The organism is Pseudomonas sp. MPFS, assembly GCF_022537035.1.
Taxonomy (GTDB): domain Bacteria; phylum Pseudomonadota; class Gammaproteobacteria; order Pseudomonadales; family Pseudomonadaceae; genus Aquipseudomonas; species Aquipseudomonas sessilinigenes.
On the sequence record NZ_CP066123.1, the window covers coordinates 300,687 to 325,626 of the forward strand.

Annotated in this window: 20 protein-coding genes; 6 read left to right on the forward strand and 14 right to left on the reverse strand. The window is 65.4% G+C overall.

The features are described 5' to 3' along the window. Nucleotides 1-161 precede the first annotated feature (161 nt). From I9018_RS01285 to I9018_RS01300, 4 genes are all read left to right on the forward strand, one after another. On the forward strand, nucleotides 162-1,256 hold the full coding sequence (locus tag I9018_RS01285) for an efflux RND transporter periplasmic adaptor subunit (protein ID WP_241108550.1): 1,095 nt from the start codon (nucleotides 162-164) through the stop codon (nucleotides 1,254-1,256). After that, nucleotides 1,253-2,323, forward strand: a complete 1,071-nt coding sequence (locus I9018_RS01290) for an efflux RND transporter periplasmic adaptor subunit (protein WP_124345479.1) — start codon at nucleotides 1,253-1,255, stop codon at nucleotides 2,321-2,323. The genes I9018_RS01285 and I9018_RS01290 overlap by 4 nt, the downstream gene beginning before the upstream one ends. After that, nucleotides 2,320-5,385: an efflux RND transporter permease subunit gene (locus I9018_RS01295; protein WP_241108551.1), complete on the forward strand. Its 3,066-nt coding sequence runs from the start codon at nucleotides 2,320-2,322 to the stop codon at nucleotides 5,383-5,385. The genes I9018_RS01290 and I9018_RS01295 overlap by 4 nt, the downstream gene beginning before the upstream one ends. A 104-nt stretch (nucleotides 5,386-5,489) precedes the next feature. After that, nucleotides 5,490-7,745, forward strand: coding sequence for a glycoside hydrolase (locus I9018_RS01300; protein WP_241108552.1), 2,256 nt, complete (start codon nucleotides 5,490-5,492; stop codon nucleotides 7,743-7,745). A 24-nt stretch (nucleotides 7,746-7,769) separates the two neighbouring features. Here the strand turns inward: I9018_RS01300 and I9018_RS01305 are convergent, their stop codons facing one another. From I9018_RS01305 to I9018_RS01360, 12 genes are all read right to left on the reverse strand, one after another. Continuing rightward, the gene (locus I9018_RS01305; protein WP_241108553.1) at nucleotides 7,770-8,396 is read right to left on the reverse strand and encodes a class I SAM-dependent methyltransferase; all 627 of its coding nucleotides are present in this window, start codon (nucleotides 8,394-8,396) and stop codon (nucleotides 7,770-7,772) included. Nucleotides 8,397-8,534: 138 nt separating this feature from the next. Beyond that, nucleotides 8,535-9,509: a transposase gene (locus I9018_RS01310; RefSeq protein WP_241106977.1), complete on the reverse strand. Its 975-nt coding sequence runs from the start codon at nucleotides 9,507-9,509 to the stop codon at nucleotides 8,535-8,537. Between the two features lie 302 nt (nucleotides 9,510-9,811). After that, on the reverse strand, nucleotides 9,812-10,456 hold the full coding sequence (locus I9018_RS01315; protein WP_241108554.1) for a methionine ABC transporter permease: 645 nt from the start codon (nucleotides 10,454-10,456) through the stop codon (nucleotides 9,812-9,814). Next, nucleotides 10,446-11,570, reverse strand: a complete 1,125-nt coding sequence (locus I9018_RS01320; protein WP_068580133.1) for an ATP-binding cassette domain-containing protein — start codon at nucleotides 11,568-11,570, stop codon at nucleotides 10,446-10,448. The genes I9018_RS01315 and I9018_RS01320 overlap by 11 nt, the downstream gene beginning before the upstream one ends. A gap of 1 nt (nucleotide 11,571) precedes the next feature. Then, the gene (locus I9018_RS01325; RefSeq protein WP_241108555.1) at nucleotides 11,572-12,381 is read right to left on the reverse strand and encodes a MetQ/NlpA family ABC transporter substrate-binding protein; all 810 of its coding nucleotides are present in this window, start codon (nucleotides 12,379-12,381) and stop codon (nucleotides 11,572-11,574) included. A 127-nt stretch (nucleotides 12,382-12,508) separates the two neighbouring features. Beyond that, entirely contained in the window at nucleotides 12,509-13,876 is a 1,368-nt protein-coding gene (locus tag I9018_RS01330; protein ID WP_068580136.1) for an LLM class flavin-dependent oxidoreductase, read from the reverse strand. Beyond that, a complete protein-coding gene (locus tag I9018_RS01335; protein WP_124345485.1) occupies nucleotides 13,876-15,075 on the reverse strand; it encodes an SfnB family sulfur acquisition oxidoreductase in 1,200 nt (399 codons plus the stop codon). The genes I9018_RS01330 and I9018_RS01335 overlap by 1 nt, the downstream gene beginning before the upstream one ends. 39 nt (nucleotides 15,076-15,114) lie before the next feature. Beyond that, a complete protein-coding gene (locus tag I9018_RS01340) occupies nucleotides 15,115-16,356 on the reverse strand; it encodes an SfnB family sulfur acquisition oxidoreductase (protein WP_241108556.1) in 1,242 nt (413 codons plus the stop codon). Between the two features lie 426 nt (nucleotides 16,357-16,782). Beyond that, entirely contained in the window at nucleotides 16,783-17,532 is a 750-nt protein-coding gene (gene tcyN, locus I9018_RS01345; RefSeq protein WP_053132714.1) for an L-cystine ABC transporter ATP-binding protein TcyN, read from the reverse strand. Between the two features lie 4 nt (nucleotides 17,533-17,536). Continuing rightward, on the reverse strand, nucleotides 17,537-18,202 hold the full coding sequence (gene tcyL, locus I9018_RS01350; RefSeq protein ID WP_022644179.1) for a cystine ABC transporter permease: 666 nt from the start codon (nucleotides 18,200-18,202) through the stop codon (nucleotides 17,537-17,539). Then, nucleotides 18,202-18,999: a cystine ABC transporter substrate-binding protein gene (tcyJ, locus tag I9018_RS01355; RefSeq protein WP_068580138.1), complete on the reverse strand. Its 798-nt coding sequence runs from the start codon at nucleotides 18,997-18,999 to the stop codon at nucleotides 18,202-18,204. Before tcyJ ends, tcyL begins: the two co-directional genes overlap by 1 nt. Nucleotides 19,000-19,281: 282 nt before the next feature. Then, nucleotides 19,282-20,277 carry a D-cysteine desulfhydrase gene (locus I9018_RS01360; RefSeq protein WP_241108557.1) on the reverse strand — a complete coding sequence of 332 codons (996 nt, stop codon included), beginning with the start codon at nucleotides 20,275-20,277 and terminating at the stop codon, nucleotides 19,282-19,284. A gap of 190 nt (nucleotides 20,278-20,467) precedes the next feature. On the opposite strand from I9018_RS01360, the gene epsC reads away from it, so the two are divergent. Continuing rightward, nucleotides 20,468-21,394, forward strand: a complete 927-nt coding sequence (epsC, locus tag I9018_RS01365; protein WP_068580140.1) for a serine O-acetyltransferase EpsC — start codon at nucleotides 20,468-20,470, stop codon at nucleotides 21,392-21,394. Nucleotides 21,395-21,803: 409 nt separating this feature from the next. Next, nucleotides 21,804-23,765 (forward strand): choline transporter BetT, encoded by a 1,962-nt coding sequence (gene betT / locus I9018_RS01370; RefSeq protein ID WP_164487344.1) that lies wholly within the window; start codon nucleotides 21,804-21,806, stop codon nucleotides 23,763-23,765. A 45-nt stretch (nucleotides 23,766-23,810) separates the two neighbouring features. On the opposite strand, the gene I9018_RS01375 is transcribed toward betT, so the two are convergent. Together I9018_RS01375 and I9018_RS01380 are read right to left on the reverse strand one after the other, a co-directional pair. Then, nucleotides 23,811-24,074, reverse strand: a complete 264-nt coding sequence (locus I9018_RS01375) for a hypothetical protein (RefSeq protein ID WP_124345487.1) — start codon at nucleotides 24,072-24,074, stop codon at nucleotides 23,811-23,813. Nucleotides 24,075-24,144: 70 nt separating this feature from the next. Further along, complete coding sequence (locus I9018_RS01380) at nucleotides 24,145-24,885, reverse strand: glucose 1-dehydrogenase (protein WP_124345488.1); 741 nt, start codon at nucleotides 24,883-24,885, stop codon at nucleotides 24,145-24,147. Nucleotides 24,886-24,940: the final 55 nt, after the last annotated feature.

Sequence of the window (24,940 nt, forward strand, 5' to 3'; positions counted from 1 at the left end):
GTAGCCGCTGTCGAGCTTGCGAGGCTGCGCCAAGGCCCGCAGGGCCTTCAAGTGGACGATCTCCAGACCCTGGGCTGCGGCGGGCAGTACAAGGGTGGAACCCTGTTCTAAGCTCACAGTCGTAAACGTCACGGCGCATCGATCAAGCAAAAGGAGCCTGCATGGCTGGTCTCGATACGAAGTGGGGAGTGGGGCTTTGCCTGTTGGCCTTGCTCGCTGGTTGCGGGGCGGAGCACCCCACGGAAAAGAATCATCCGCGGGTGCGGGTCCAGCAAGTGCAGAGCAGCGAGTTCGCGGCGTCGGTGACCCTCACCGGCGACGTGCAGGCACGGGTCCAGACCGACCTGTCGTTTCGCGTTGGCGGCAAGATCATCCAGCGCATGGTGGACGTCGGCGACCGGGTCGCGGCCCGCCAGGTGCTGGCCCGGCTCGACCCCAAGGACCTGCAGACCAACGTCGACTCGGCCAGTGCCGCGGTGTTCGCCGAGCAGGCGCGGGTCAAGCAGACCAGCGCCGCGTTCGTCCGCCAGCAGAAACTCTTGCCCAAGGGCTACACCAGCCAGAGCGAATACGACTCGGCCCAGGCCGCCCTGCACAGCAGCCAGAGCGCCTTGAGCGCGGCCCAGGCCCAGTTGGCCAACGCCCGCGAGCAACTGGGCTACACCGCGCTGGTGGCCGAGGTCCCGGGGGTGATCACCGCCCGCCAGGCCGAGGTCGGCCAGGTGATGCAGGCGACGCAGCCGATCTTCAGCCTGGCCCAGGACGGCGAGCGCGATGCGGTATTCAACGTCTATGAGTCTTTGGTGATGCAGCCACCGGGCCAGGAAACCATCCACATCGCCCTGTTGGACAACCCCAAGGTGACCACCACCGGCAAGGTCCGCGAAGTGACCCCGGTGGTCTCGGCCCAGAGCGGCACGGTGCAGGTCAAGGTCAGGCTCGATTCGCTGCCGGCGGGCATGGAGTTGGGTTCGGTGGTCAGCGCCACCGCGCGCGCCAATGCCAAGGCCAGCGTGGTGCTGCCCTGGTCGGCCCTGGCCAAGGATTTGCGCGATCCGGCGGTATGGCTGGTGGGCGCCGACGGCAAGGCGCAGTTGCACAAGGTCAAGGTCGGGCGCTACCTGACCGGCAAGGTGATCATCAGCGAAGGCCTCGAGGGCGGCGAGCAGGTGGTGGTGGCCGGCGGGCAGTTGCTGTATCCGGGTGTACCAGTGGAGATCGCCGGCAAGACCACCGGCCAGGAGCAGCAGCCATGAAGCGCCTGGCCTTGTTGTGGTGCGCTGCTGTGCTGCTGCCTGCTTGCTCCAAGCACGACGCACCGCCGGAACCGGTGCGCCCGGTGCTGTGGATCCAGGTGACGGCGCAGTCCGAGGAAAGCCTGGGGCGCTTTGCCGGCAATATCCAGGCGCGCTACGAAACCAACCTGGGCTTCCGGGTGCCCGGGCGCATCGCCAAGCGCAATGTCGACGTCGGGGCCGAGGTGGCCCCCGGGGACTTGCTGGCGACCCTGGACCCCACCGACCAGCAGAACCAGTTGCGTGCGGCCCAGGGCGACCTGGCCCGGGTCCAGGCGCAGTGGATCAATGCCCAGGCCAACGCCCGGCGCCAGCAGGAACTGTTCGACCGTGGGGTCGGGGCCCAGGCCCAGCTGGACTTGGCCCAGACCGACATGAAGACCACCGGCGCCTCCCTGGCCCAGGCCAAGGCCTCGGTGCAGCAGGCCCGGGACCAGCTCGGCTACAGCGAGTTGCACACCGACCACGGCGGCGTGGTCACCGCCTGGAAGGCCGAGGCCGGGCAGGTGGTGAGCGCCGGCCAGCAGGTGGTGACCCTGGCCCGGCCGGAGGTTAAGGAAGCGGTGATCGACCTGCCGGCGAACCTGGTGGACCAGTTGCCGGCGGACGTGGTGTTCCAGGTCGCGGCGCAACTGGACCCGAGCATCGGTACCAGCGCCACGGTGCGCGAGATCGAACCCCAGGCCCAGAGCGCGACCCGCACCCGCCGGGCCCGCCTGACCCTCAAGGACACCCCCGAGGCATTCCGCCTGGGCACCGCCATCAGCGTGACCCTGAGCTCGGCCATCGCGCCGCGCACCGAGCTGCCGTTGAGTGCGTTGCAACAGGTGGATGGCAAGAGCCGGATCTGGGTCATCGACCCCAAGGCCCTGACCGTCTCGCCCCGTGAGGTCACGGTACTGAGCCGCGATGACGATTCGGTCCTGATCAGCCAGGGCGTGCAGCCCGGCGAGCGGATCGTCAGCGCTGGCGTCAACAGCCTCAAGCCGGGGCAGAAAGTCAAAATCGATGAGGACCATGCACAATGACGCCCGCCAGCAAAGGGAGCTTCAACCTGTCCGAGTGGGCGATCAGGCATCAATCCTTCGTCTGGTACCTGATGTTCGTGGCGCTGTTGATGGGCGTGTTCTCCTACATGAACCTGGGGCGCGAGGAAGACCCGTCCTTCACCATCAAGACCATGGTCATCCAGACCCGCTGGCCCGGCGCGACCCAGGAGGAAACCCTCAAGCAGGTCACCGACCGCATCGAGAAGAAGCTCGAGGAACTCGACTCCCTGGACTACGTGAAGAGCTATACCCGCCCCGGCGAGTCGACGGTGTTCGTCTACCTGCGCGACACCACCAGCGGCAAGGACATCCCCGACATCTGGTACCAGGTGCGCAAGAAGATCAACGACATCCGTGGCGATTTTCCCCAGGGTTTGCAGGGGCCCGGGTTCAACGATGAGTTCGGCGATGTGTTCGGTTCCATCTATGCCTTCACCGCCGATGGCCTGAGCATGCGCCAGCTGCGCGACTACGTGGAGCAGGTGCGGGCGCAGATCCGCGAGGTGCCGAACCTGGGCAAGGTGGAGATGGTCGGCGAGCAGGACGAGGTGATCTACCTGAACTTCTCCACCCGCAAGCTGGCGGCCCTGGGGATCGACCAGCGCCAGGTGCTGCAAAGCCTGCAATCGCAGAATGCGGTGACCCCCTCCGGGGTGATCGAGGCCGGGCCGGAGCGGATCTCGGTGCGCACCTCGGGGCAGTTCGCCTCGGAAAAGGACCTGGCCTCGGTCAACCTGCGGCTCAACGACCGCTTCTACCGCCTGGCGGATATCGCCGAGGTCAGCCGTGGCTATGTCGACCCGGCGACGCCGATGTTCCGCTTCAACGGCCAGCCGGCCATTGGCCTGGCCATCGCCATGAAGAAGGGCGGCAATATCCAGGACTTCGGCAAGGCCCTGCATGCGCGCATGGACCAATTGACCGCCGACCTGCCGGTGGGCGTCGGCGTGCACAAGGTCTCCGACCAGGCCGAGGTGGTGGAAGAGGCGGTGAGCGGCTTTACCAGCGCACTGTTCGAGGCGGTGGTGATCGTCCTGGTGGTGAGCTTCATCAGCCTGGGGTTTCGTGCCGGGTTGGTGGTGGCCTGCTCGATCCCGCTGGTGCTGGCCATGGTCTTCCTGTTCATGGAGTACAGCGGCATCACCATGCAGCGGGTGTCCCTGGGGGCCTTGATCATCGCCCTGGGCCTGCTGGTGGATGACGCGATGATCACCGTGGAGATGATGGTCACGCGCCTGGAGAAGGGCGAGAGCAAGGAGCAGGCGGCGACGTTCGCCTACACCTCCACGGCCTTCCCGATGCTCACCGGGACCCTGGTGACCGTGGCCGGGTTCGTGCCCATCGGCCTGAACGCCAGCTCCGCCGGGGAATACACCTTCACCCTGTTCGCGGTGATCGCGGTGGCGATGCTGGTGTCGTGGGTCGTCGCGGTGCTGTTCGCCCCGGTGGTCGGCGTGCATATCCTGAGCACCGACGTCAAACCCCACTCCGAGGAGCCAGGCCGCATCGGCCGGGCTTTCAACAATGGCCTCTTGTGGGCCATGCGCAACCGCTGGTGGGCCATCGGCATCACCGTGCTGTTGTTCGTCGCCTCGGTGTTCGGCATGGGCCTGGTGCAGAACCAGTTCTTCCCGTCCTCGGACCGGCCGGAGATCCTGGTGGACCTGAACCTGCCGCAGAACGCCTCGATCAACGAGACCCGCAAGGCGGTGGATCGCCTGGAGGCGACCCTCAAGGACGATCCGGACATCGAGCGCTGGAGCACCTACATCGGCGAAGGCGCGATCCGTTTCTACCTGCCGCTGGACCAGCAATTGCAGAACCCCTACTACGCCCAGCTGGTGATCGTCAGCAAGGGCCTGGAGCAGCGCGGGGCCTTGATCGAGCGTCTGCAAAAGCGCCTGCGCCAGGACTTCGTCGGCATCGGCAGCTATGTCCAGGCCCTGGAGATGGGGCCGCCGGTGGGCCGGCCGATCCAGTACCGGGTCAGCGGCAAGGACATCGACCAGGTGCGCAAGCACGCCATCGCCCTGGCGGCCGAGCTGGATAAGAATTCCCACGTCGGCGAGATCATCTACGACTGGAACGAGCCGGGCAAAGTGCTGCGCATCGACATCGCCCAGGACAAGGCGCGGCAACTGGGCCTGTCTTCGGAAGACGTGGCGCAGCTGATGAACAGCATCGTCAGCGGCTCCACCGTGACCCAGGTGCATGACGACATCTACCTGATCAAGGTGGTCGGCCGCGCCGACGACAGCGAGCGCGGTTCGCCGGATACCTTGCAGAACCTGCAGATCGTCACCCCCAGCGGCACCTCGATCCCGGTGCTGGCTTTTGCCAGCGTGCGCTATGAACTGGAGCAGCCCCTGGTGTGGCGTCGCGATCGCAAGCCAACCATCACCATCAAGGCGGCGGTGCGCGATGGGATCCAGCCCACCGACCTGGTCAAGCAGCTCAAGCCGACCATCGACAGGTTCGCCTCTGGCCTGCCGACCGGTTACACGGTGGCCACTGGCGGCACCGTGGAGGAGAGCGGCAAGGCCCAGGGGCCGATCGCCAAGGTGGTGCCGCTGATGCTGTTCCTGATGGCGACCTTCCTGATGATCCAGCTGCACAGCGTGCAGAAGATGTTCCTGGTGGCCAGTGTCGCGCCCCTGGGGCTGATCGGCGTGGTCCTGGCCCTGGTGCCGACGGGGACGCCCATGGGCTTCGTGGCGATTCTCGGGATCCTGGCGCTGATCGGCATCATCATCCGCAACTCGGTGATCCTGGTGACCCAGATCGATGAGTACGAGCAGGCCGGCTACGACCCCTGGGATGCGGTACTGGAAGCCACCCACCACCGGCGGCGGCCGATCCTGCTGACCGCCGCGGCGGCCAGCCTGGGGATGATCCCCATCGCCCGGGAAGTGTTCTGGGGGCCGATGGCCTACGCCATGATCGGCGGCATCATCGTCGCCACCTTGCTCACCTTGCTGTTCCTGCCGGCGCTGTACGTGGCCTGGTACAGGATTCGCGAACCGCAGAAAGAAGCCGGTTGAGGCAGGGCCCTGCGCGTGTTGCGCACAGGGTTTTTCCCGGATGCCGGCGGGACGGGCTGCGCTTGGCTTTACACTCTGGACATTCATTGGAGAAGAGATTGCTCATGTCCTGCGTTGCCCGGCCTCTTCGTGGCCTGTTACTCGCCGCCGCCCTGCTGCTGTCGCCCTGGGCGCTGGCCCAGCCGTTGTTGGAAAACTCGCTGTGGCAGGTCGAGATCGATCCGGCGACCCTGGCGATTCGCGTGACCCCTGCCGGTCAGCCGGCCGTGCAAGCCTCGGCGGGTGTGGACAGCCACCGGGTCAGCGTCTTGCAACAGACGCCGCAGCAGCTGAGTTGGCAATGGGACGATGGCGCCTGGAGCCTTAGCGCGACCCTGCGCCAGCGCGACCTGGTGTTCTCCATCCAGGCCCGGGAGCCGGGCTCGCTGACGTTCCTGCGCCAGCCGGCCAGCGCCATGGGCAGGGGGCTGGTCTGGCCTTTGGCCGAGGGGCACTACGTACCGACGGGGGACCTGCGCTGGCAACGGTTTCTACTGGACCAGGGCGAGGTCAACAGTACCCAGGACCTGAGCCTGCCGCTGTGGACCCTGGATCACGGCGCCTTCACCCTGAGCTGGCTGCTGACCCGACCCTATAACAACCGCCTGAGCCTGAGCGCCGAAGGGCCGGCCATGGCGCTGACGGGGCAGCATCAGTTCACCCGCCTGGAACCCGATGCGCCGCTGACCATGACCTTGTACCTGGGGGACGCCGACCTGCTGGCGGGCGCCAAGCGCTATCGTCAATGGCTGATCGACAACGGGCGCTACGAGACCCTGGAGGCCAAGCTGGCGCGCACGCCGCAAGGCAGCAGGTTGCTGGGGGCCAGTCATGTTTATCTGTGGGGCAACGATCTGCTGGGGGACGCCGATGTGCGCAACTGGCCGCAGTTGCTACAGGACTTGCAGGGTAACGAGCCGCTGGCGATGAAGCTGCGGGCCGGCCTGGACAAGGACAGCGCGAAGATCCTCAAGGCGTCCGCGGCCAACCTGGATGCCTATCAGCGCACCACCTTGCTGCGCAGCCTCAACAGCGCGCTGAACCAGCAGGCCCGCCTGGGCTGGCAGGGCGCTGACGAGCCCGACATGCAAGCCCTGGCCCAGGGTTACGGCGAGCTGCGCACGCAGATGGCCAAGGTCTTCGCCAAGGCCTTGAACACCGACCCGGCGCGTTGGGGCAGCAGCCTGTCGCTGGCGACCATGGAGCGTTTGCAGGCGGCCGGGCTGAGCCGTTTGTGGCTAGGCCTCGGCGAAGGTTGGGAGGGCGGGCTCTGGCACCCCGAAGCGGTGCGGGCCGGGGTGGCTGCGGGGTATCTGGTGGCGCCCTACGACTCCTACGAGACCGCGTTGCGCAGCAATGAAAACCCCGACTGGAGCACCGCCCACCTGGGCTCGCGGGCCAACCGCGAGTGCGCGATCGTGCTGGAAAACGGCCAGCTCAAAAGCGGTTTCCAGCAGTCCGGGCATTACACCGACCCCCGTTGCGTCAGGCCACTGCTGGAGGCCCGGGTCAAGGCCGTGCAGGCCCGGGTCGGGTTCAACAGTTGGTTCCTCGATGCCTACGCCACCGGCATGCTGTTCGACAGCTACCGCGCCGAGAGGCCGATGACCCAGGCGCAGAACGCCGAGGGCAATATCGATGCTTCGCGCTGGATTGCCGAGCAGCAGCAACTGGTCAGCGGTTCCGAAGACGGCAATGGGGTGACGGCCGGCGGCGTGCTGTTCGCCCATGGCATGCAGACCCCAGTCATGGGCTGGGGCGATGAGCAGATGAGCAAGGAGGTGAAGTCGCCCTACTACCTGGGCAACTGGTACCCGCCGGAGCAGCCAGCGGTGTTCTTCAAGAGCGCGCCGCTCAAGGAGCCCTACCGCACGGTGTATTTCGCACCGGCGACACGTGTGCCGTTGTACCAGGCGGTGTTCCACGGGTCGTTGGTGACCAGCCACCATTGGCTGTTCGACAGCCTCAAATTGAGCAATGTGCGGGTCGAGAACGAATTGGCCCAGCTGCTCTACAACGTGCCGCCCTTGTATCACCTGAGTGCCGCCACCTTGCGCCAGCGCCTGCCGCCGATGGTCCGCCAGGATGCATTTTTCCGGCCTTTGCACCAGCGCCTGGGCACCCAGGCCCTCACGGATTTTCGCTGGCTGACGGCGGACCGCCAGGTGCAGCAGACCACCTTTGCCGACGGTTCGCGGCTGCTGGCGAATTTCGACTCCCAAGCCCGTGAAGTGCAGGGCGTGAGGTTGCCGGGGCAGAGCATCAAGGCGCTGCTGGCGGACGGCGAGGTGCGTGAGTATCAGGTCGCGCGCCAGCCCTGAGCCGTCCGGCGGCAGGCTGTGGCCTCAGGCTTTGCGCCAGACGCTGGCCAGCCACGGTTGCTGCTCCCGGGGCAATCCGGCAGGGCGGTAATAGTGCTCCAGTTCGACAAATCCGGCATCCGTCAGGAGTGCCTGCCAGGCCGCCAGGTCGTGGTAGGCGCCGTAGCGGTCGCCGTTCCAGCCTTCCTGGTTGTCGCCCCTGGGGTTGGAGCTGAACAGCACCCCGCCGGGCTTCAAGGTGCCATGCAGTTGCTTGAGTACCCGGGGCAGTTCCTGGCCGGGAACGTGGAACAGCACGGCGTTGGCGAAGATCCCGTCGAAGCGTGCCGCTGGCAGGTCGAGCTTGAGGAAGTCTTGCTGCCAGACTTCGCAGCCGCTGTCTTGCCGGGCCATCCGGGCGAACTCCTGGCTGCCGTCCAGGCCGACGGCCACATGGCCCAGGCGGGTGAAGGTGCGCAGGTCGCGCCCCGGGCCGCAGCCGAAGTCCAGCAGGGTGAAGGGCGCCGTGCCCTGGATATGCCGCAGCAGGGCGTCGATGTTCTGGCTGACGTCGTGGTCGCGGGTACCTTCGCGAAAGCCTTCGGCCACCTGGTTGTAGTGGCCCAGGGTGGTGGCGGTGATGGTGTCGAGATCGTCGGGGGCAAGTTTCATGGCGGCAGGACGGCGTGATGGGGACCGGCTCAATATACACCGGTGCAAAGGCAAGGTTGGCGGGCGCTGCGCAGTCTGCGGCAGCGGCGACACGAAGCGGGTCTTGTGGGTACGCGCTTGTAGATACCGTCTTGCCCGTTACCGGGCAAGCGCCAATTTCGGGTCATAAGGATGGCCCGATTTCAGCACGCCAAATACGATGTGCAGCATCTTGCGCATCACCGCACAGACGATCTGCTTGCCCGCTTTACCCTTGGCGCGCAGCCGCTCTTTCATCGCCATGAGGGGCTCACTCATGTTCATGGCGGTGATGCTGGGTAGGTACAACGCTCGGCGGATACGCCCCGAACCAGCCTTGCTGATCAGCGTGCGGCCCTTGAATTTGCCGGATTCGGCCAACTGCGGATTCAACCCCGCAAACGAGACTACGGCCCGGGCGCTACGAAACTCCTTGAGATCGCCCAGTTCGGCCAGGATCACTGACGCGGTCTTCTCGCCGATACCGTCGATGCTCAACAGCAGATCCCGTTTGCCCCGCAAGTCGGGATCATCGTCGACATGCTGCTTGATCATCTGGCGGGTCTGGACGATGTCTTTTTCGATGTGGCTGATGTGCGACTGGATCGATTCCTGAACCACCGTATCCGCCACTTCCTGGCGATTACGTTCCATCTGCAGCATCTCCTGCAGGTCGTCCAGGCGTCGCAGCAGGACCCGTAGCCGGCGGATCGCCACAGGCTCCGGCGCCCAGGGCGTCAAGGGTGACTCGTGCTTGGCCTGGGCAAAGGCGGCCAGCAACTTGGCGTCCACCTTGTCGGTCTTGTAGTTGATTCCTTCGCTTTTCTTGAAGTAATGGACCCGGGCTGGGTTGACCACGATGACTTCGTAACCCTGGTGGTACAGGTGCTCTGCCAGGGCTTCGTGATAAACGCTGGTGGCTTCCATGACGACCCTGGCGTCGGGCTGCGCATGCAACTTGAGCCACTGGTCGAGCTGGGCGAAGCCCTCGGCATTGTTGGGAATCTTGCCGCGTGTGCGGTACTTGCCGTTGGGCAGAGGCGTGGCGACATCGAATGTGTTCTTGGCGATATCGATCCCGATGACGTTAGACATATTCTCTTCCTCGTATGCGCGGGTTGAGGATCATCCATCACTCGGTCTCAGCCTTGTTGATGCGAGCTACCGTGCGATGCAGGGCTCAGGATACCGTTCGGACTTAGCGAGTGAGGTTGAAGAGGAGGAGCTCAATCTACAGTGCAGGCTCAAGGCCTTAGCCGCTGCCCGGCTTCATTCCTCTTCCTCGATGATCAGTCGAGAACTATCGCGTGTGTAAACGCGATAGTCGAGATACAAGCCGCTGCCGGGCCTGCGAGGCTGCGCCAAGGCCCAGAGGGCCTTCAGGTGCGCGAAGCGGCTCAGCGCTTGTTGAGGCGCCGGGCCAGGCGGTCGCCGCCGAGCTGGATCGCCGTCACCAGGAGCACCAGCAACACGATCACCGTGAGCATGATCTGGCTGTCGAAGCGCTGGTAGCCGTAGCGGTAGGCGATGTCCCCCAGCCCGCCGGCCCCGATGGCCCCGGCCATGGCCGAGGAGTTGATCATGGTCACCAGGGTGATGGTGAAGCCGCCGACTATCCCCGGCAGCGCCTCGGGCAAGAGCACGTGCCAGACAATGTGCCAGCGTCGGCAGCCCATGGCCTGGGCCGCTTCGATCAGCCCGTGGTTGACCTCCCGCAGGCTGACTTCGGCGATGCGCGCGAAGAACGGCGTGGCGGCAATGGTCAGCGGCACCACGGCCGCCCACACCCCATAGGTGGTGCCGACGATCAGCCGGGTGAAGGGGATCAGCGCCACCATCAGGATCAGGAACGGGATCGAGCGGAACAGGTTGACGAAGGCCCCCAGCGCCCGGTTCAGCGCCGGGGCCTGGTAGATCCCGCCCTTGCCGCTGGTGACCAGGATCACCGCCAGGGGAATCCCCGCCAGCAGGGCGATCAACGACGACACGCCGACCATCAGCAGGGTGTCGAGTGCACCCTGGAGCAAACGTTCAAACCACATAACCCAGCACCTCCACCTGTTGTGCCCAGTGCCTGGCGCGCTGGCGCAGTTCCTCGGCGCCCAGGGACGAGCCCTGTACCGCCAGCAGCAGCTGGCCCAGGGCATGGCCCTGGATGCGCTCGACCCCGCCCTGCAGCAGCCGCACGCGCCCGCCCAGGGCGTTGAACAGCGCCGCCAGGTCCGGCTCGTCACGTTGCGCGCCGGTAAAGCGCAGGCTCAGCACCACGGCCGCTGCGGCACTTTCGGGATGGCTGCGCAGGCGTTGGCGCAACTCCTCGGGCAGTTCATGTTGCAAGGGGGCCAGCAGGGTCTTGCTGACCTCGTGCTGTGGGTCACCGAAGACCTTCCACACCGGGCCCTGCTCGACGATGCCCCCACGCTCCAGGACCACCACCCGGTGGCAGATATCGCGGATCACCGCCATCTCGTGGGTGATCAGGATGATGGTCAGGCCCAGGCGCTGGTTGATCTCTTGCAGCAGGCCGAGGATCGACTGGGTGGTTTCCGGGTCCAGGGCCGAGGTGGCCTCGTCGCACAGCAGGATCTCGGGGTCGTGGACCAGGGCGCGGGCGATCCCCACCCGCTGCTTCTGGCCGCCGGACAGCTGCGCCGGATAGGCCTGGTGCTTGTCCTTCAGGCCCACCAGTTCCAGCAGTTCACGGACCTTGCGCTGGCGCTGGGCCTTGGGCACCCCGGCCACCTTCAGGGGCAGCTCGACGTTGTGCCACACGGTCTTGGCCGACATCAGGTTGAAGTGCTGGAAGATCATGCCGATGCGTCGGCGCAGGGCCACCAGGCGGTCTTCGTCGAATTCGCCGATGTCCACCTGGTCGATCAGCACCCGGCCGCTGCTGGGTCGTTCCAGGCGGTTGATGGTGCGGATCAGCGACGACTTGCCGGCGCCGCTGCGGCCGATGATGCCGAACACCTCGCCGCGCTGGATCGCCAGGTCGATGCCGTGCAGGGCCTGGACCGGACCCTGCTGGCCCTGGTAGGTCTTGCCCAGGCCGATGAAGCGCACCTGGGCGCGGTTCAGGTCCGGATGCAGCTCGGTCCGTTCGGCGCTCTGGGGTTCGGGTTCGGGGAGCGCAAGCTTATGCGTGGCGACTGTCATCTCAACCTTCCCAACCGGCCTGGTAGAGCTTGCCGTGGGCCTGGTCCAGGGCGGCGCGCACGGCGGGCGAATGCTGGTAGATATCGACGAACTTGATCAGCCGCGGATCGTTTTTGCTCTTGGGCTGGATCACGAACTGGATCACGTACTCCTTGTGGTCCAGGCCGTCGAACAGCAGCGCCGAGCCGGCATCGAAGGTCTTGGCCAGGCGGATGTAGGCCGGGTAGCCCTGGACCAGGTCGGCGTCGTCGTAGGCACGCACCAGTTGCACGGCCTCGACCTGGAGGATCTTGATCTTTTTCGAGTTGGCGATGATGTCGTCTTCGGTGGCCTTGTAGCCGACCCCCGGCTTCAGGCTGATCAGCCCGGCCTTGGCGAGCAGCTGCAGGCCGCGACCGCTGTTGATCGGGTCGTTGGCGATGGCCACGCTGGCGCCTTGGGGCAGTTCGTCGAAGCTTTTGTACTTCTTCGAGTACAAGCCGACGTTGTTGATGATCCCCGGGGCGAAAGGCACCAGGTCGAAACCGGCGGCGGCCTTGGCGTTTTCCAGGAACGGGATGTGCTGGAAGTAGTTCACGTCGATGTCGCCGGCGGCCAGGCTGACGTTGGGCGCGATCCAGTCGCTGAACTCCACCAGTTCCACCTTCAGGCCTTGCTTGCCGGCTTCGGCGACGGCGGCCTCCAGGGGAATGGCGAAGGCGGCGGTGGTGCCGACCTTGAGTGGCGGTTCGGCGGCGAAGACGCTGCTGGCGAAGAGCCCGAGGGCGAGGGCCAGTGCTTTGACCGGATGGCGCGGGAGCTTGGTGTTCATGGTCTTGGGTTCCAGTCAGTGCATCGAGGTTTTTGGGGGTATTACGGTCTTGTCGCGGGCAAGCCTCGCTCCTGCGCATGCCTCTGCAGGAGCGAGCGGGCGGCGATCCGGCTTGCCCGCGATGCCGTTAGCGGCGGTAGGCCGCGCCGGTGTGGCGAGCGGGCAGCTTGCGGTCCTGGTGGAAGAGCTTTTCGCGCAGGGTCCCGGTCTCGTAGGCGGTCTTGTAGGACCCGCGTCGTTGCAGCTCCGGGATCACCAGGTCGATGAAGTCGACATAGCTTTCCGGGGTGACGATGCGGGTCAGGTTGAAGCCGTCCAGGCCGGTCTCGGCAATCCAGGATTCCAGGTCGTCGGCCACCTGTTGCGGTGAGCCGACCACGGTGAAGTAGCGCCCGCCCAAGGCGTGCTGCTCCAGGAGCTTGCGCCGGGTCCAGTCGTTGTTCTGCAGGTGCTTGGTGGCCGACTGGATGGCGTTGTTCTTCACGTACTGGATCGGTTCGTCGAGTTCGTACTGGGCGAAGTCGATGCCGGTGGAGGCGGAAAAATGCGCGACCCCGGCCTCGGCGCTGGCATGGCTGCGGTACTCGGCGTGCTTCTTCCAGGCCAGCTCCTCGGTGGCCCCGACGATCACGTTCAGGCCCATGAAGATCTTGATGTCCTCGGGATTGCGCCCGGCGGCCACGGCGCTGGCGCGGACCTTGTCCACCTGGGCCTTGGTCGCGGCCTTGTTCTGCCCGCTGATGAACACGCATTCGGCGTGGCGTCCGGCGAACACCAGGCCGCGCTCCGAACTGCCAGCCTGGAACAGCACCGGGGTGCGCTGGGGCGAGGGCTCGCACAGGTGATAACCGCTGACCTGGTAGAACTCGCCCTGGTGCTCGACCTTGTGCACCTTGTCCGGCCGGGCATAGAGGCGCTGCTCGCGGTCGTTGACCACGGCGTCGTCTTCCCAACTGCCTTCCCAGAGCTTGTACAGCACCTCCAGGTATTCGTCGGCCTGGTCGTAGCGGCGGTCGTGCTCGATCTGCTCTTTGAGGCCCATGGCCTGGGCGGCGCTGTCCAGGTAGCCGGTGACGATGTTCCAGCCGACCCGGCCACGGCTCAGGTGGTCAAGGGTGGAAAGCCTGCGGGCGAACAGGTAGGGCGCCTCGTAGGTGAGGTTGGCGGTGAGGCCGAACCCCAGGTTGCGGGTCACCGCGGCCATGGCCGAGACCAGCAGCAGCGGGTCGTTGACCGGCAGCTGGATCGATTCCTTGAGCGTCACGTCCACCGAGCCCTGGTAGACGTCGTAGACCCCGACGATATCGGCGATGAACAGCCCGTCGAACAGCCCGCGCTCCAGCAACTGGGCCAGCTCGGTCCAGTACTCGAGGCTCTGGTACTGGGTGGAGGTGTCCCGTGGGTGGGTCCACAGGCCGTGGTTGATGTGCCCGACGCAGTTCATGTTGAAGGCGTTGAGCAGGATCTTCTTCTTGGTGGGGGCGAGGGCGCTCATCAGATGGTCCCCCGCAGTGGCGGGTTCTGCTGGTTGAGGTAGTAGTTGCCCACGGCGTGGTACTTCCAGCGCACCGGGTCGTGCAGGGTGTGCACCCGGGCATTGCGCCAGTGGCGGTCCAGGCCGTACTCGGCCAGGGTCGCCTGGCTGCCGGCCAGTTCGAACAGGGTGCTGCCGGCGGCCAGGGAAATCTCCGTGCTCAGGGCCCGGGCCTCGGCCACGGCGATGGAGGCGGCCGCCACGGTCTCGGCGTTGGTCTGGGCCTGGGCGCGGTCGAGGAATTCCCCGGCCCGTTCCAGCAGGGCCTCGGTGGCATGCAGGCGAATGCTCAGGTGGCCGAAACTCTTGATGGTCAGCGGGTCGTCGGTGGCCTTGTCGTGGCCGGAATCGATCCACGGCCGGCTCTTGGTCCGTACGAAGCGCAGGGCGTCTTCGTAGGCGGCGCGGGCGATGCCGGTGTCGATGGCGGCGTGGAGAATCTGCGCCAGGGGGCCGACCGGGGTCGGACGCTCGAAGGCGCTCTGGAACGGCACCACGTCGGCGGCGTCCACCGCCACGCTTTCGAAGACCACCGAGCCACTGCCGGTGGTGCGCTGGCCGAAGCCGCTCCAGTCGTCGATCACGCTCAGGCCCTGGCTGTCGGCGGGGACGAACGCCAGTTGCTGGATGCCGTCCTCGTCCACCACCGAGGTGGGGATGCGCTGGGCATAGATGGCGCCGGTGGCGTAGAACTTGCGTCCGTCGATGCGGTAACCCTGGCCGCTGCGGTCGCGGCTCAGGCGGGTGGTGCGGTCGTGGGCGGTCTTGGTCCCCAGCTCGGCCAGGGCGTTGCCGAAGCGTCGGCCGGCCAGGACCTCGGCGTACAGCCGTTGCTTCTGCTGCTCGCTGCCGTTCACCCGCAGCACTTCGAGGGCATAGAAATGGTTTTGCGGGATCTGGCCCAGGGAGGCGTCGGCCTCGGCGATCAGCGCGGTGACCTTGGCCAGGGTGACGTTGGATACGCCAGCGCCGCCGTATTCCTTGGGTACGCTGATACCCCACAGGCCGGAGCGGCTGAAGGCTTCCAGCTCGGGGTGCGGCAGGCGCCGCTCGCGATCGCGCAGGGCGCTGTCGCGCTTGAAATCTTCCGCCAGGTCGCTGGCGACAATCAGGGCTTGCTCGTCGCTGGTGATGACCGCGACGTGTTGAGAAAGAGACATGTGTTTCTCCAGAGATCTGGTCAAAAGCGTTCTGGGCGGTTAAATCCAGGAATGACGGGCCGGCAGCGTGCCGTTCAGGTGATAGGCGCCCACGGCGTGGTACTTCCAGCGCACCGGGTCGTGCAGGGTGTGCACCCGGGCGTTGCGCCAATGGCGGTCGAGATTGAATTCGGCGAGGGTGGCGCGGCTGCCGGCCAGCTCGAACAGTTTCTCGCTGGCTTGCAGGGAGATCTCGGTGGTCAGCACCTTGGCTTCGGCCACGGCGATGGAGGCACGGGCCGCGGACTCGGCGGTGACCGGTGCCGCGCTGACCTGGTCCAGCACTTGGCCGGCCTTGCGCAGCAGGGCCTCGGCGGCGTGCAGTTCGATCTGCAGCTTGCCGATGTCGGCGATTACATACAGGTCGTCGCTGGCCCGTTCGACGTTGGCGTCGATCCACGGCCGCGAGCGTTCACGGACGAAGCGAATGGCATCGGCCAGGGCTTCACGGGCGATCCCGGCGTCGATGGCGGCCTGGATCAGTTGCGAGGCGGCGCCCTGGATGTTCGGCGTCTCGTTGATCTTCCAGTTGTCCAGCACCAGCTCGGAGTCCACCTGCACGTTGTTCAGCACGATGGTGCCGCTGGCGGTGGTGCGCTGGCCGAAGCCCGACCAGTCATCGATGATGCGCAGCCCCGGGGTGCCACGGCGGACGAAGGCCAGGACCTGGCGACCATCGTCGTTGAGCGCCTTGACCGCCACCCAGTGGGCGAACAGCGCACCGGTGGAATAGAACTTCTGGCCATTGAGCACATGGCCGTCGGCGTCGGCGCTGATCCGCGCCTTGAGCTCCAGGGTGTTCTTGGTGCCGCGTTCGGGCCCGGCATTGCCGATGCGCCAGCCTTCCAGGACGCTTTGCAGCAGCTGTTTCTTCTGGCGCTCGGTACCGCAACCGAGGATCAGGTTGAGGATGCCGAACTGGTTCTGCGGGATCTGCCCGAGGGCCGGGTCCGCCGCGGAAATGATCGCGAACACCTCGGCCACGGTCACGTAGGAAACCTGTGGGCCGCCATAGGCCCGGGGGATAGCGATGCTGCCCAGGCCGCTGCGGGTGAACTGCTCGACCAGCGCCCAGGGCAGCTTGCGCTGGCGGTCGCGCTGGGCGGCTTGTTGGCGGGCCTCGTCGGCCAGTTCATGGGCGGCCTGCAAGGCCTGGGCGTCGTTGAGCAGTACCTGCGCGGGCAACAACAGGGGGGCAATGTCCAGGTCGCTCTGGACCTGTGCTTCTACCAGACTGGACATCAGTGCCACTCCTTGGCTGCACGCAATGCCCTGGCGATCTGCACTGGGGTGATTGTGTTCCGAACCATACCTACCTCACATCTTTGGATAGGCCGCGTCATGCGGCGAAATCGGGATCAAGAATGTCCGGTGGTCCGGTGGCATATACCCTAAACGTGGATAAAAATTAAATAAACTAACTTATAGGAATATGCATAGAAGAGGGTTACGTATACGTCAGGCGGAGATGGGGCGTGTGGGTATCGGGCGTGTGTGGCCGCTGCCGCAGGCTGCGCGTGGGCGCGCAGCGGCCGTGGATTTTGGGGTTTGAAGGCCCTGCGGGCCTTGGCGCAGCCTCGCGTTGCTCGGCAGCGGCTACAGGTGAGGGTGGCGTTTGGCGTGGCCGCTGCCGCAGGTTGCGTAGCGGCCTTGGGGTTTTGGGGCGGGTCAGGCCGAGGTGAGGAACTTGCTGAGGAACTGCCGGGTGCGTTCTTCCCGGGGGTGGGCGAACAGGGCCTTGGCTTCGCCCTGTTCGACGATCACTCCCTTGTCGAAGAAGATCACCCGGTTGGCCACGTCGCGGGCGAAGCTCATCTCATGGGTGACGATGACCATCGTGCGCTTCTCCTCGGCCAGGCCGCGGATGGTCGCCAGTACCTCGCCCACCAGCTCCGGGTCCAGGGCCGAGGTGGGTTCGTCGAACAGGATCACCTTGGGCTCCATGGCCAGGGCCCGGGCAATCGCCACCCGCTGCTGCTGGCCGCCGGACAGGCGCCTGGGGTAGGCGTCTTCCTTGCCCGCCAGGCCGACCTTGGCCAGGAGCTTGCGGCCCAGGGCCAGGGCCTGCTCGCGTGGGGTCTTCTTCACCACCAGCGGGCCCTCGACGACGTTCTCCAGGGCGGTGCGGTGGGGAAACAGGTTGAAGTTCTGGAACACGAAACCCACTTGCTGGCGCAGTTGGCGGATCCGCCCTTGCTGCTGGCTCAGCGGGACATTGCTGTCGATGGCGATGTCGCCGATGCGGACCCGGCCGCTGGTGGGTTGTTCGAGGAAATTCAGGCAACGCAGGAAAGTGGTCTTGCCCGAGCCACTGGGGCCGATGATGGCCACCACTTCGCCTTCCTTGACCTCCAGGTCGATGCCATTGAGCACCGTCTGGCCCTTGAACTGCTTGGTCAGTTTTTCCACCACGATCATGGCTTCAAGACTCCTGGTCGTGCCGATTGACCCGCTCTTCCAGACGGTGCTGCAGGTGCGCGAGCACACTGGCCAGGACCCAGTAGATCAGAGCGGCGGCAAGATACATGGTGAAGATTTCGAAGGTCCGGGCGGTGATCAGCTGCGCCTGGCGGAACAGTTCCGGGACCTGGATGGTGGCGGCCAGGGCGGTGTCCTTGACCAGCGAGATGAAGCTGTTGCCCAACGGCGGCAGGGCGGTGCGCATGGCTTGCGGCAGGATCGCCCGGCGCAGGGTCTGGGCCCGGGTCATGCCGATGCTGGCGGCGGCCTCCCACTGGCCACGCTCGATGGAGCCGATGGCGGCCCTGAGGATTTCACAGGCGTAGGCCGCCATGTTCAGGGAGAAGCCGATCAGCGCCGCAGGCAACGGGTCCAGCTCCAGCCCCAGTTGCGGCAGGCCGTAGTAGATCACGAAGAGCTGCACCAAGAGCGGAGTGCCGCGAAAGAACGACACATAGATCCGGGCGATCCAGCTCACCAGCGCGAAGCGCGACAGGCGCATCAAGGCCAGGCCGAAGCCCAGCAGCAGCCCGAAGAACATGCCGCCCAGGCTCAGGATCACCGTGTAGTACGCACCCTTGAGCAGGAATGGCGCCGAGTCCAGCGCCAGTTGCAGGCCTGCTTCCATTATTGGGTGACGTCAGCGTTGAAGTATTTTTCCGAGAGTTTCTTCAGCGTGCCATCGGCCCGCAGCTCCTCGATCGCCTTGTTCACTGCGGCCAGCAGTTCCGGTTCGCCCTTGCGCAGGGCCACGCCGGATTCCTGGCGGGAGAAGGGGTCGCCGGAGACCACCAGGGTGTCCTTGGTTTTCTTGATCAGCTCGAAGGCCGCCAGGCGGTCCACCAGGATGGCTTCGATACGGCCTACACGCAGGTCCTGGTACTTGGTCGGATCGTCGTCGTAGGTCTTGATGATGGCGTTGGGCACGTTGTCCTTCAGCCATTGCTCGTAGTTGGTGCCCAGGCCCACCCCGACCTTGTGCCCGGCCAGGTCGGCGGCGGTCTTGAACTTGCCCTCGTCCTTCTTCTGGGTCAGGGCCTGGATGCCGGAGATGGTGTAGGGGGTGGAGAAGTCGTACTTCTTCTTGCGCTCCTCGGAGATGGTCACCTGGTTGACCACGGCGTCCAGGCGCTTGGATTCCAGGGCCGCGAGGATGCCGTCCCACTTGGTCGGTTGCAGCTTGACCTTGACCCCGAGCTTGTTGGCCAGGGCTTCGGAGAATTCCACTTCGAAGCCGGTCAGCTTGCCATTTTCGTCGACGTAGCTGAACGGTGGGTAGGTGCCTTCCAGGCCGACGTTGATCACGCCCGCGTCCTTGATCTTCTGCAGTTGCTCGCCGGCAACCGCTTGCCCCATCAGTCCGGCACCGAGGGCCAGGCCCAGTGTGCCAATCAGCAGATTGCGACGCAGTACGGAAAGATTCATGACAAGCCCCTGTGGTTTCTTATGCACGATGCGAGTGGGAAATGCAGGTCGATCGATGAGCCGGAACGCAGGTTTCATCCTGCCCTAAATGCAGCGTATGCGTCTCCCGGCAAATTCGCCTGCGCCGCGACTATAAGTACTCTTTTATAGATGTAAAAATAATATAAATTCACATTTATATTCCCTAAAAGAATATTTAATTCATCCCTTGCAGCCGCTGCCGCAGGCTGCGCACGAGCGCAAGGCGCTCGCCTTTGCCGATGTATTTCCTTGCTCTGATCTTCAGCTGAAGGCCCCTGCATAAGCGAACAGCGCCGGGGCTCCGCCGGTGTGCAGGAACAGGATCGGGCCCTCCTCGAATCGCTGGCGACCGATGCCGTCCAGCAACCCGGCCATGGCCTTGCCGGTATAGACCGGGTCCAGCAGCAAGCCCTCCTGGCTGGCCAGGAGCTTGACCGCGGCCAGGGTGCCGGCATTGGGCTCGCCATAGCGCGGGGCAAAATATTCGTCCCACAGCTGCACGTTGAAGCTCGGCGGCAACGGCACGCCCAGCAGTTCGGCGGTGCGCTCGGCCAGGCCCTGGACCTTGGGCCGCTGGTTTTCCTCGGTACGCGAGACGGTGACGCCGATCACCGGCAGTTGCGGCAAGGCTTCGCTCAGGCCCAGGGCCAGGCCGCTGTGGGTGCCGGCGCTGCCAGAGGCCAGGACCACGGCGGCGAAGCGCAGGCCGCTGTCCTCGATCTGTTGCGCCAGCTCCAGGCCGGCGCGTACGTAGCCCAGGGCGCCCAGGGCATTGGAGCCGCCGATGGGTACCAGGTAGGGTTTCTTGCCGTTGCTGCGCAGGCGCGCGGCCAGGGCCTGGAGCTGCTCGTCGGCCTGGTCGAGGTTGTCCACCCGCTCGACCTTGGCATCGAACAGTTCCAGCAGCAGGCGGTTGCCGTTGCCCAGGTAGTTGGCATCGTCGGTGCCGATGGGGTTTTCCAGCAGGGCGACGCAACCCAGGCCCAGTTGGGCGGCCAGGGCCGCGGTCTGGCGTACGTGGTTGGACTGGATGGCCCCGGCGGTGACCAGGGTGTCGGCACCCTGGGCCAGGGCATCGGCCGCCAGGTATTCGAGCTTGCGCAGCTTGTTGCCGCCCATGGCCAGGGGCGTGGTGTCGTCGCGCTTGATGTAGATGTCGCGGCCGGTCCAGGCCGACAGGCGTTGGAGTTTTTCCAGGGCGGTGGCGTGGCCGAGCAGGTCGAGGCGGTCGAAACGGGCGAGCTGTTGTTTGATCATGAGTCCGCACGGAACAGGGAAGGTGCAACGACTATAGGCAGCGATATTTGGCCGGGCAACCGCTGCTCGCTTATGCAAAAAAGTGCTTATGTGCGCACAATTAGTTCTTAAGGGTGGCCGTGACCGGGCGTAAAGTGATCGCCGTTTGCGCGGCCTGACAGTCCGGCCGCCCGAGTCTAGGAGTCTTATCGTGAGCGAGCGTTCCAGCCATTGGCAATTGCAGACCATCGTCGGTCAACTGCGCGATGCCCGTGATCAGTGGCGTAGCCGCAACGGTCGGGTCAGCGGCGAGCAGGGTGGCCGCGAGCTGCCGTCGAGGGCGGCCATGGCGGAGATCCTCGAGGCCCTGTGCGGCGCCCTGTTCCCCATGCGCCTGGGGCCGGTGGACCTGCGCGAGGAGAGCGAGGATTTCTACGTCGGCCATACCCTGGATGCGGCGCTCAACGCCCTGCTGGCCCAGGCGCGCCTGGAGCTGCGCTACGTGGCCCGGCAGAACGGTGAAAGCGATATCGACGTCAATGCCCGGGCGATTCGCCTGATCCAGGATTTCGCCCTGGCCCTGCCTGGCCTGCGCGTATTGCTCGATACCGATGTGCTGGCCGCTTACCACGGCGATCCGGCGGCCCGCAGCGTCGACGAAGTGCTGTTGTGCTACCCGGGCATCCTGGCGGTGATCCACCATCGCCTGGCGCACCACTTGTATGGTGCCGGGCTGCCGTTGCTGGCGCGGATCAGCTCGGAGATCGCCCACTCGGCCACCGGCATCGACATCCACCCGGGGGCGCAGATCGGCAAGAGCTTCTTCATCGACCACGGCACCGGCGTGGTGATCGGCGAGACCGCGATCATCGGCGAGCGGGTGCGCATCTACCAGGCGGTAACCCTGGGGGCCAAGCGCTTCCCTGCGGACGAGGACGGCCAGTTGCAGAAGGGTCATCCGCGCCACCCGATCGTCGAGGACGACGTGGTGATCTACGCCGGCGCGACCATCCTCGGGCGCATCACCATCGGCAAGGGCTCGACCATCGGCGGCAACGTCTGGTTGACCCGCAGCGTGCCGGCGGGCTGCAACCTGACCCAGGCCAACCTGCAGCACGACGACGGCTCGCAGAAGTAACCTGTGGCCGCTGGCGGGCCTGCCCCCCCCCCAATGCGGGCGCTGCGCGCCCGTGTGCAGCCTGCGGCAGCGGCTACACGAAGCGGCTACGCATGCCCGTCAGGGCCTTCCGGGGCCGGCCGGGCTTTCTCGCCATCGATGTGTCCGCCGTGCTGAACGATTGCGTCCGGCATACGTCATACCCTTCCTTGAGCTAGCGTACTGACAGTACCGCTGAGCCCTGCAATTGGTCCTGAACCCCTTATCCATGTTTAACTTGAACGCTTGTTCAAGTTAAACCGGTGGTTCGCTGCCCGCTCACAACAGGAGGCTTGCCTTTGCTGAGTCCGTACATTTCAGCCATGTTTCACCCCTTCGAGGTGCGCCATTGATGAGTGCATCATCCACCCCCGCGAACAGCCTGGTTCGCATGAATCCCCCGGTGTTCTACTTCGCCGCCAGCTTCATCCTGATCTTCGGCGTGGTGGTGATCAGCCTGCCGGAACAGGCCGGTGCCTGGCTGCTGGCCGCGCAGAACTGGGCGGCCAATACGGTCGGCTGGTACTACATGCTGGCCATGACCCTGTATCTGGTCTTCGTGGTGGTCACCGCCTTGTCCGGCTACGGCAAGATCAAGCTCGGTGCCGACCACGACGAACCCGAGTTCAGCTACCTGTCCTGGGCCGGCATGCTGTTCGCCGCCGGGATCAGCATCACCCTGTTCTTCTTCTGCGTTTCCGAACCCCTGACCCACATGCTCCAGCCGCCCAAGGGCGAGGCCGGCACGGTGGAGGCGGCGCGCCAGGGCATGCAGTTGCTGTTCCTGCACTGGGGCCTGCATGGCTGGGGTGTGTTCGCCTTCGTCGGCATGGCCCTGGCGTATTTCGCCTACCGACATAACCTGCCGCTGGCCCTGCGTTCGGCGCTGTATCCGCTGATCGGCAAACGCATCAATGGCCCCATCGGCTATGCGGTGGATGGCTTCGGCATCATCGCCACGGTATTCGGCCTGGGCGCCGACATGGGGTTTGGCGTGTTGCACCTGAACTCCGGCCTCGACTACCTGTTCGGCATCGCCCACACCCAGTGGATCCAGGTCTTGTTGATCACCCTGATGATGGGCGCGGCGATCACCGTGGCGGTATCCGGGGTCGACAAGGGCGTGCGGGTGATGTCCGACATCAACATGCTGCTGGCAGTGGCGCTGCTGCTGTTCGTGCTGTTCGCCGGCCCGACCCAGCATCTGCTCAATACCCTGATCCAGAACCTGGGTGACTACCTGGGCGCGCTGCCGGCCAAGAGCTTCGATGTCTATGCCTATGACAAGCCCAGCGACTGGCTGGGTGGCTGGACGGTGTTCTACTGGGCCTGGTGGATTGCATGGTCGCCCTTCGTGGGGCTGTTCATCGCGCGGATTTCCCGGGGCCGGACCATTCGTGAGTTCGTCTTCGGCGTGCTGCTGATTCCCCTGGGCTTCACCCTGGCGTGGATGTCGATCTTCGGCAACAGCGCCATCGACCAGGTGCTCAACCACGGCATGAGCGCCCTGGGCATGTCGGCCATCGACAATCCGTCCATGACCCTCTACCTGCTGCTGGAAACCTACCCCTGGAGCAAGACCGTGATCGCGGTCACGGTGTTCATCAGCTTCGTGTTCTTCGTCACCTCGGCGGACTCCGGCACCGTGGTGCTCTCCACCTTGTCGGCCCGAGGCGGCAGCGCGGACGAAGACGGCCCGAAATGGCTGCGGGTGTTCTGGGGGGCGATGACCGCCCTGGTCACCAGCGCGCTGTTGTTCGCTGGCAGCATCGATTCGCTGAAGTCGGCGGTGGTCCTGACCTCGCTGCCGTTCTCGCTGATCCTGCTGTTGATGATGTGGGGCCTGCACAAGGCGTTCTACATGGAGTCGCAGAAGCGCATCGCCCAGTTGCATTCCCTGGCGCCGGTATCGGCCTCGCGCCGGGGCCGAGGCGGTTGGCGCCAGCGCTTGAGCCAGGCGGTGCATTTCCCGTCGCGGGACGAGGTGTATCGCTTCCTCGACCAGACCGTGCGCCCGGCCATCGAGGAGGTGACGGCGGTATTCGTCGAGAAGGGCCTGAACGTCATCACCCAGCCCGATCCGGCCAACGACAGCGTCAGCCTGGAGATCGGCCACGGCGACCAGCATCCGTTCGTCTACCAGGTGCAGATGCGCGGTTATTTCACCCCGTCCTTCGCCCGGGGCGGCATGGGCCCGAAAGAGCTGCGCAACCGCCGTTACTACCGTGCCGAGGTGCATCTGTCCGAGGGTAGCCAGGACTATGACCTGATGGGCTACAGCAAGGAGCAGATCATCAACGACATCCTCGACCAGTACGAACGCCACATGCAGTTCCTGCATCTGGTGCGTTGATCCAGAGCCTCGCGGCCGGGGGCGCTGCTGCCCCTGGCCGGCGACTCAAGCCCTCGCTCCGCCCATGGCCAGGTACAGCCCCAGGGCGGCCACCGGCAGGGCGAACACCAGGCAGCCGACCAGCAGTTCCGAACCCAGGGGCTGCTTGGCGCTGACCACTCCCACCGCACCGTTGAGCACGCTCAACGCCAGCCACAGCCCGCAAAAGGCGTAGCCCAGGGTCTGTTGGCCGAAGCCCAGCCGTTCACCGATATACAGCACCAGGGCCAGCAGGAGCAGGCCGAAGGCAATGACGATGGTGGTGTGCATGAGGGGGCATCTCCTGGCGCCAGCCGACTGGCCGGAAAGAGTCCGGCGGCCCTGTTATCCAGCATAGGTCTCAAACCAGCCCGCCGTTGGCCCGCAGCACCTGGCCGTTGATCCAGCAGGCCGCGGGGCTGGCCAGGAAGGCGACGATGGCGGCGATGTCCTGTGGTTGGCCCAGGCGCTCCAGGGGCGGCAGCTTGGCGAAGTGCTGCACCTGCTCCTCGCTCTTGTCCTGCAGGAACAACTCGGTGGCCACCGGCCCGGGCGCCACGGCGTTGACCCGGATGTTGCGCCCGCGCAGTTCCTTGGCGAATACCCGGGTCATGGATTCCACCGCGGCCTTGCTGGCGATGTACACCGCGTAGCCGGGCAGGTCGAGGCCTACGGTGCTGCTGGAGAAGTTGACGATGGAACCGCCCTGGTTGAGGCGCGTGGCCGCCTCGCGCAAGGCATTGAAGGTTCCCCGGGTGTTGATGGCGAAGGTGCGCTCGAATAACTCGTCGCTGTGCTCGGCCAGGGCCTGGACCTTGAGGATGCCGGCGTTGTTGACCAGCACATCGACCTTGCCCAGCTGGGTTTCAGTGGTTTCGAACAGCTGGCGTACCTGGGCGGCGTCAGCCACGTCGGCCTTGACCGCGATGGCCTGGTGGCCGGCCTGGCGCAGCTGCACCACCAGCCGGGAGGCCTCCTCGGCGTTGCTGGCGTAGTTGATCGCCACGGCATAACCAGCGCTGGCCAGTTGGCGGGCGATGGTGGCGCCGATACCGCGCGAGGCTCCGGTGACGATCGCGACTTTGTTGGATTGAACGGTCATGGTGAGTATTCCTGGGCAAGTGTGGCGGTGATGGGATGTGGCGCAGGTTCACCGA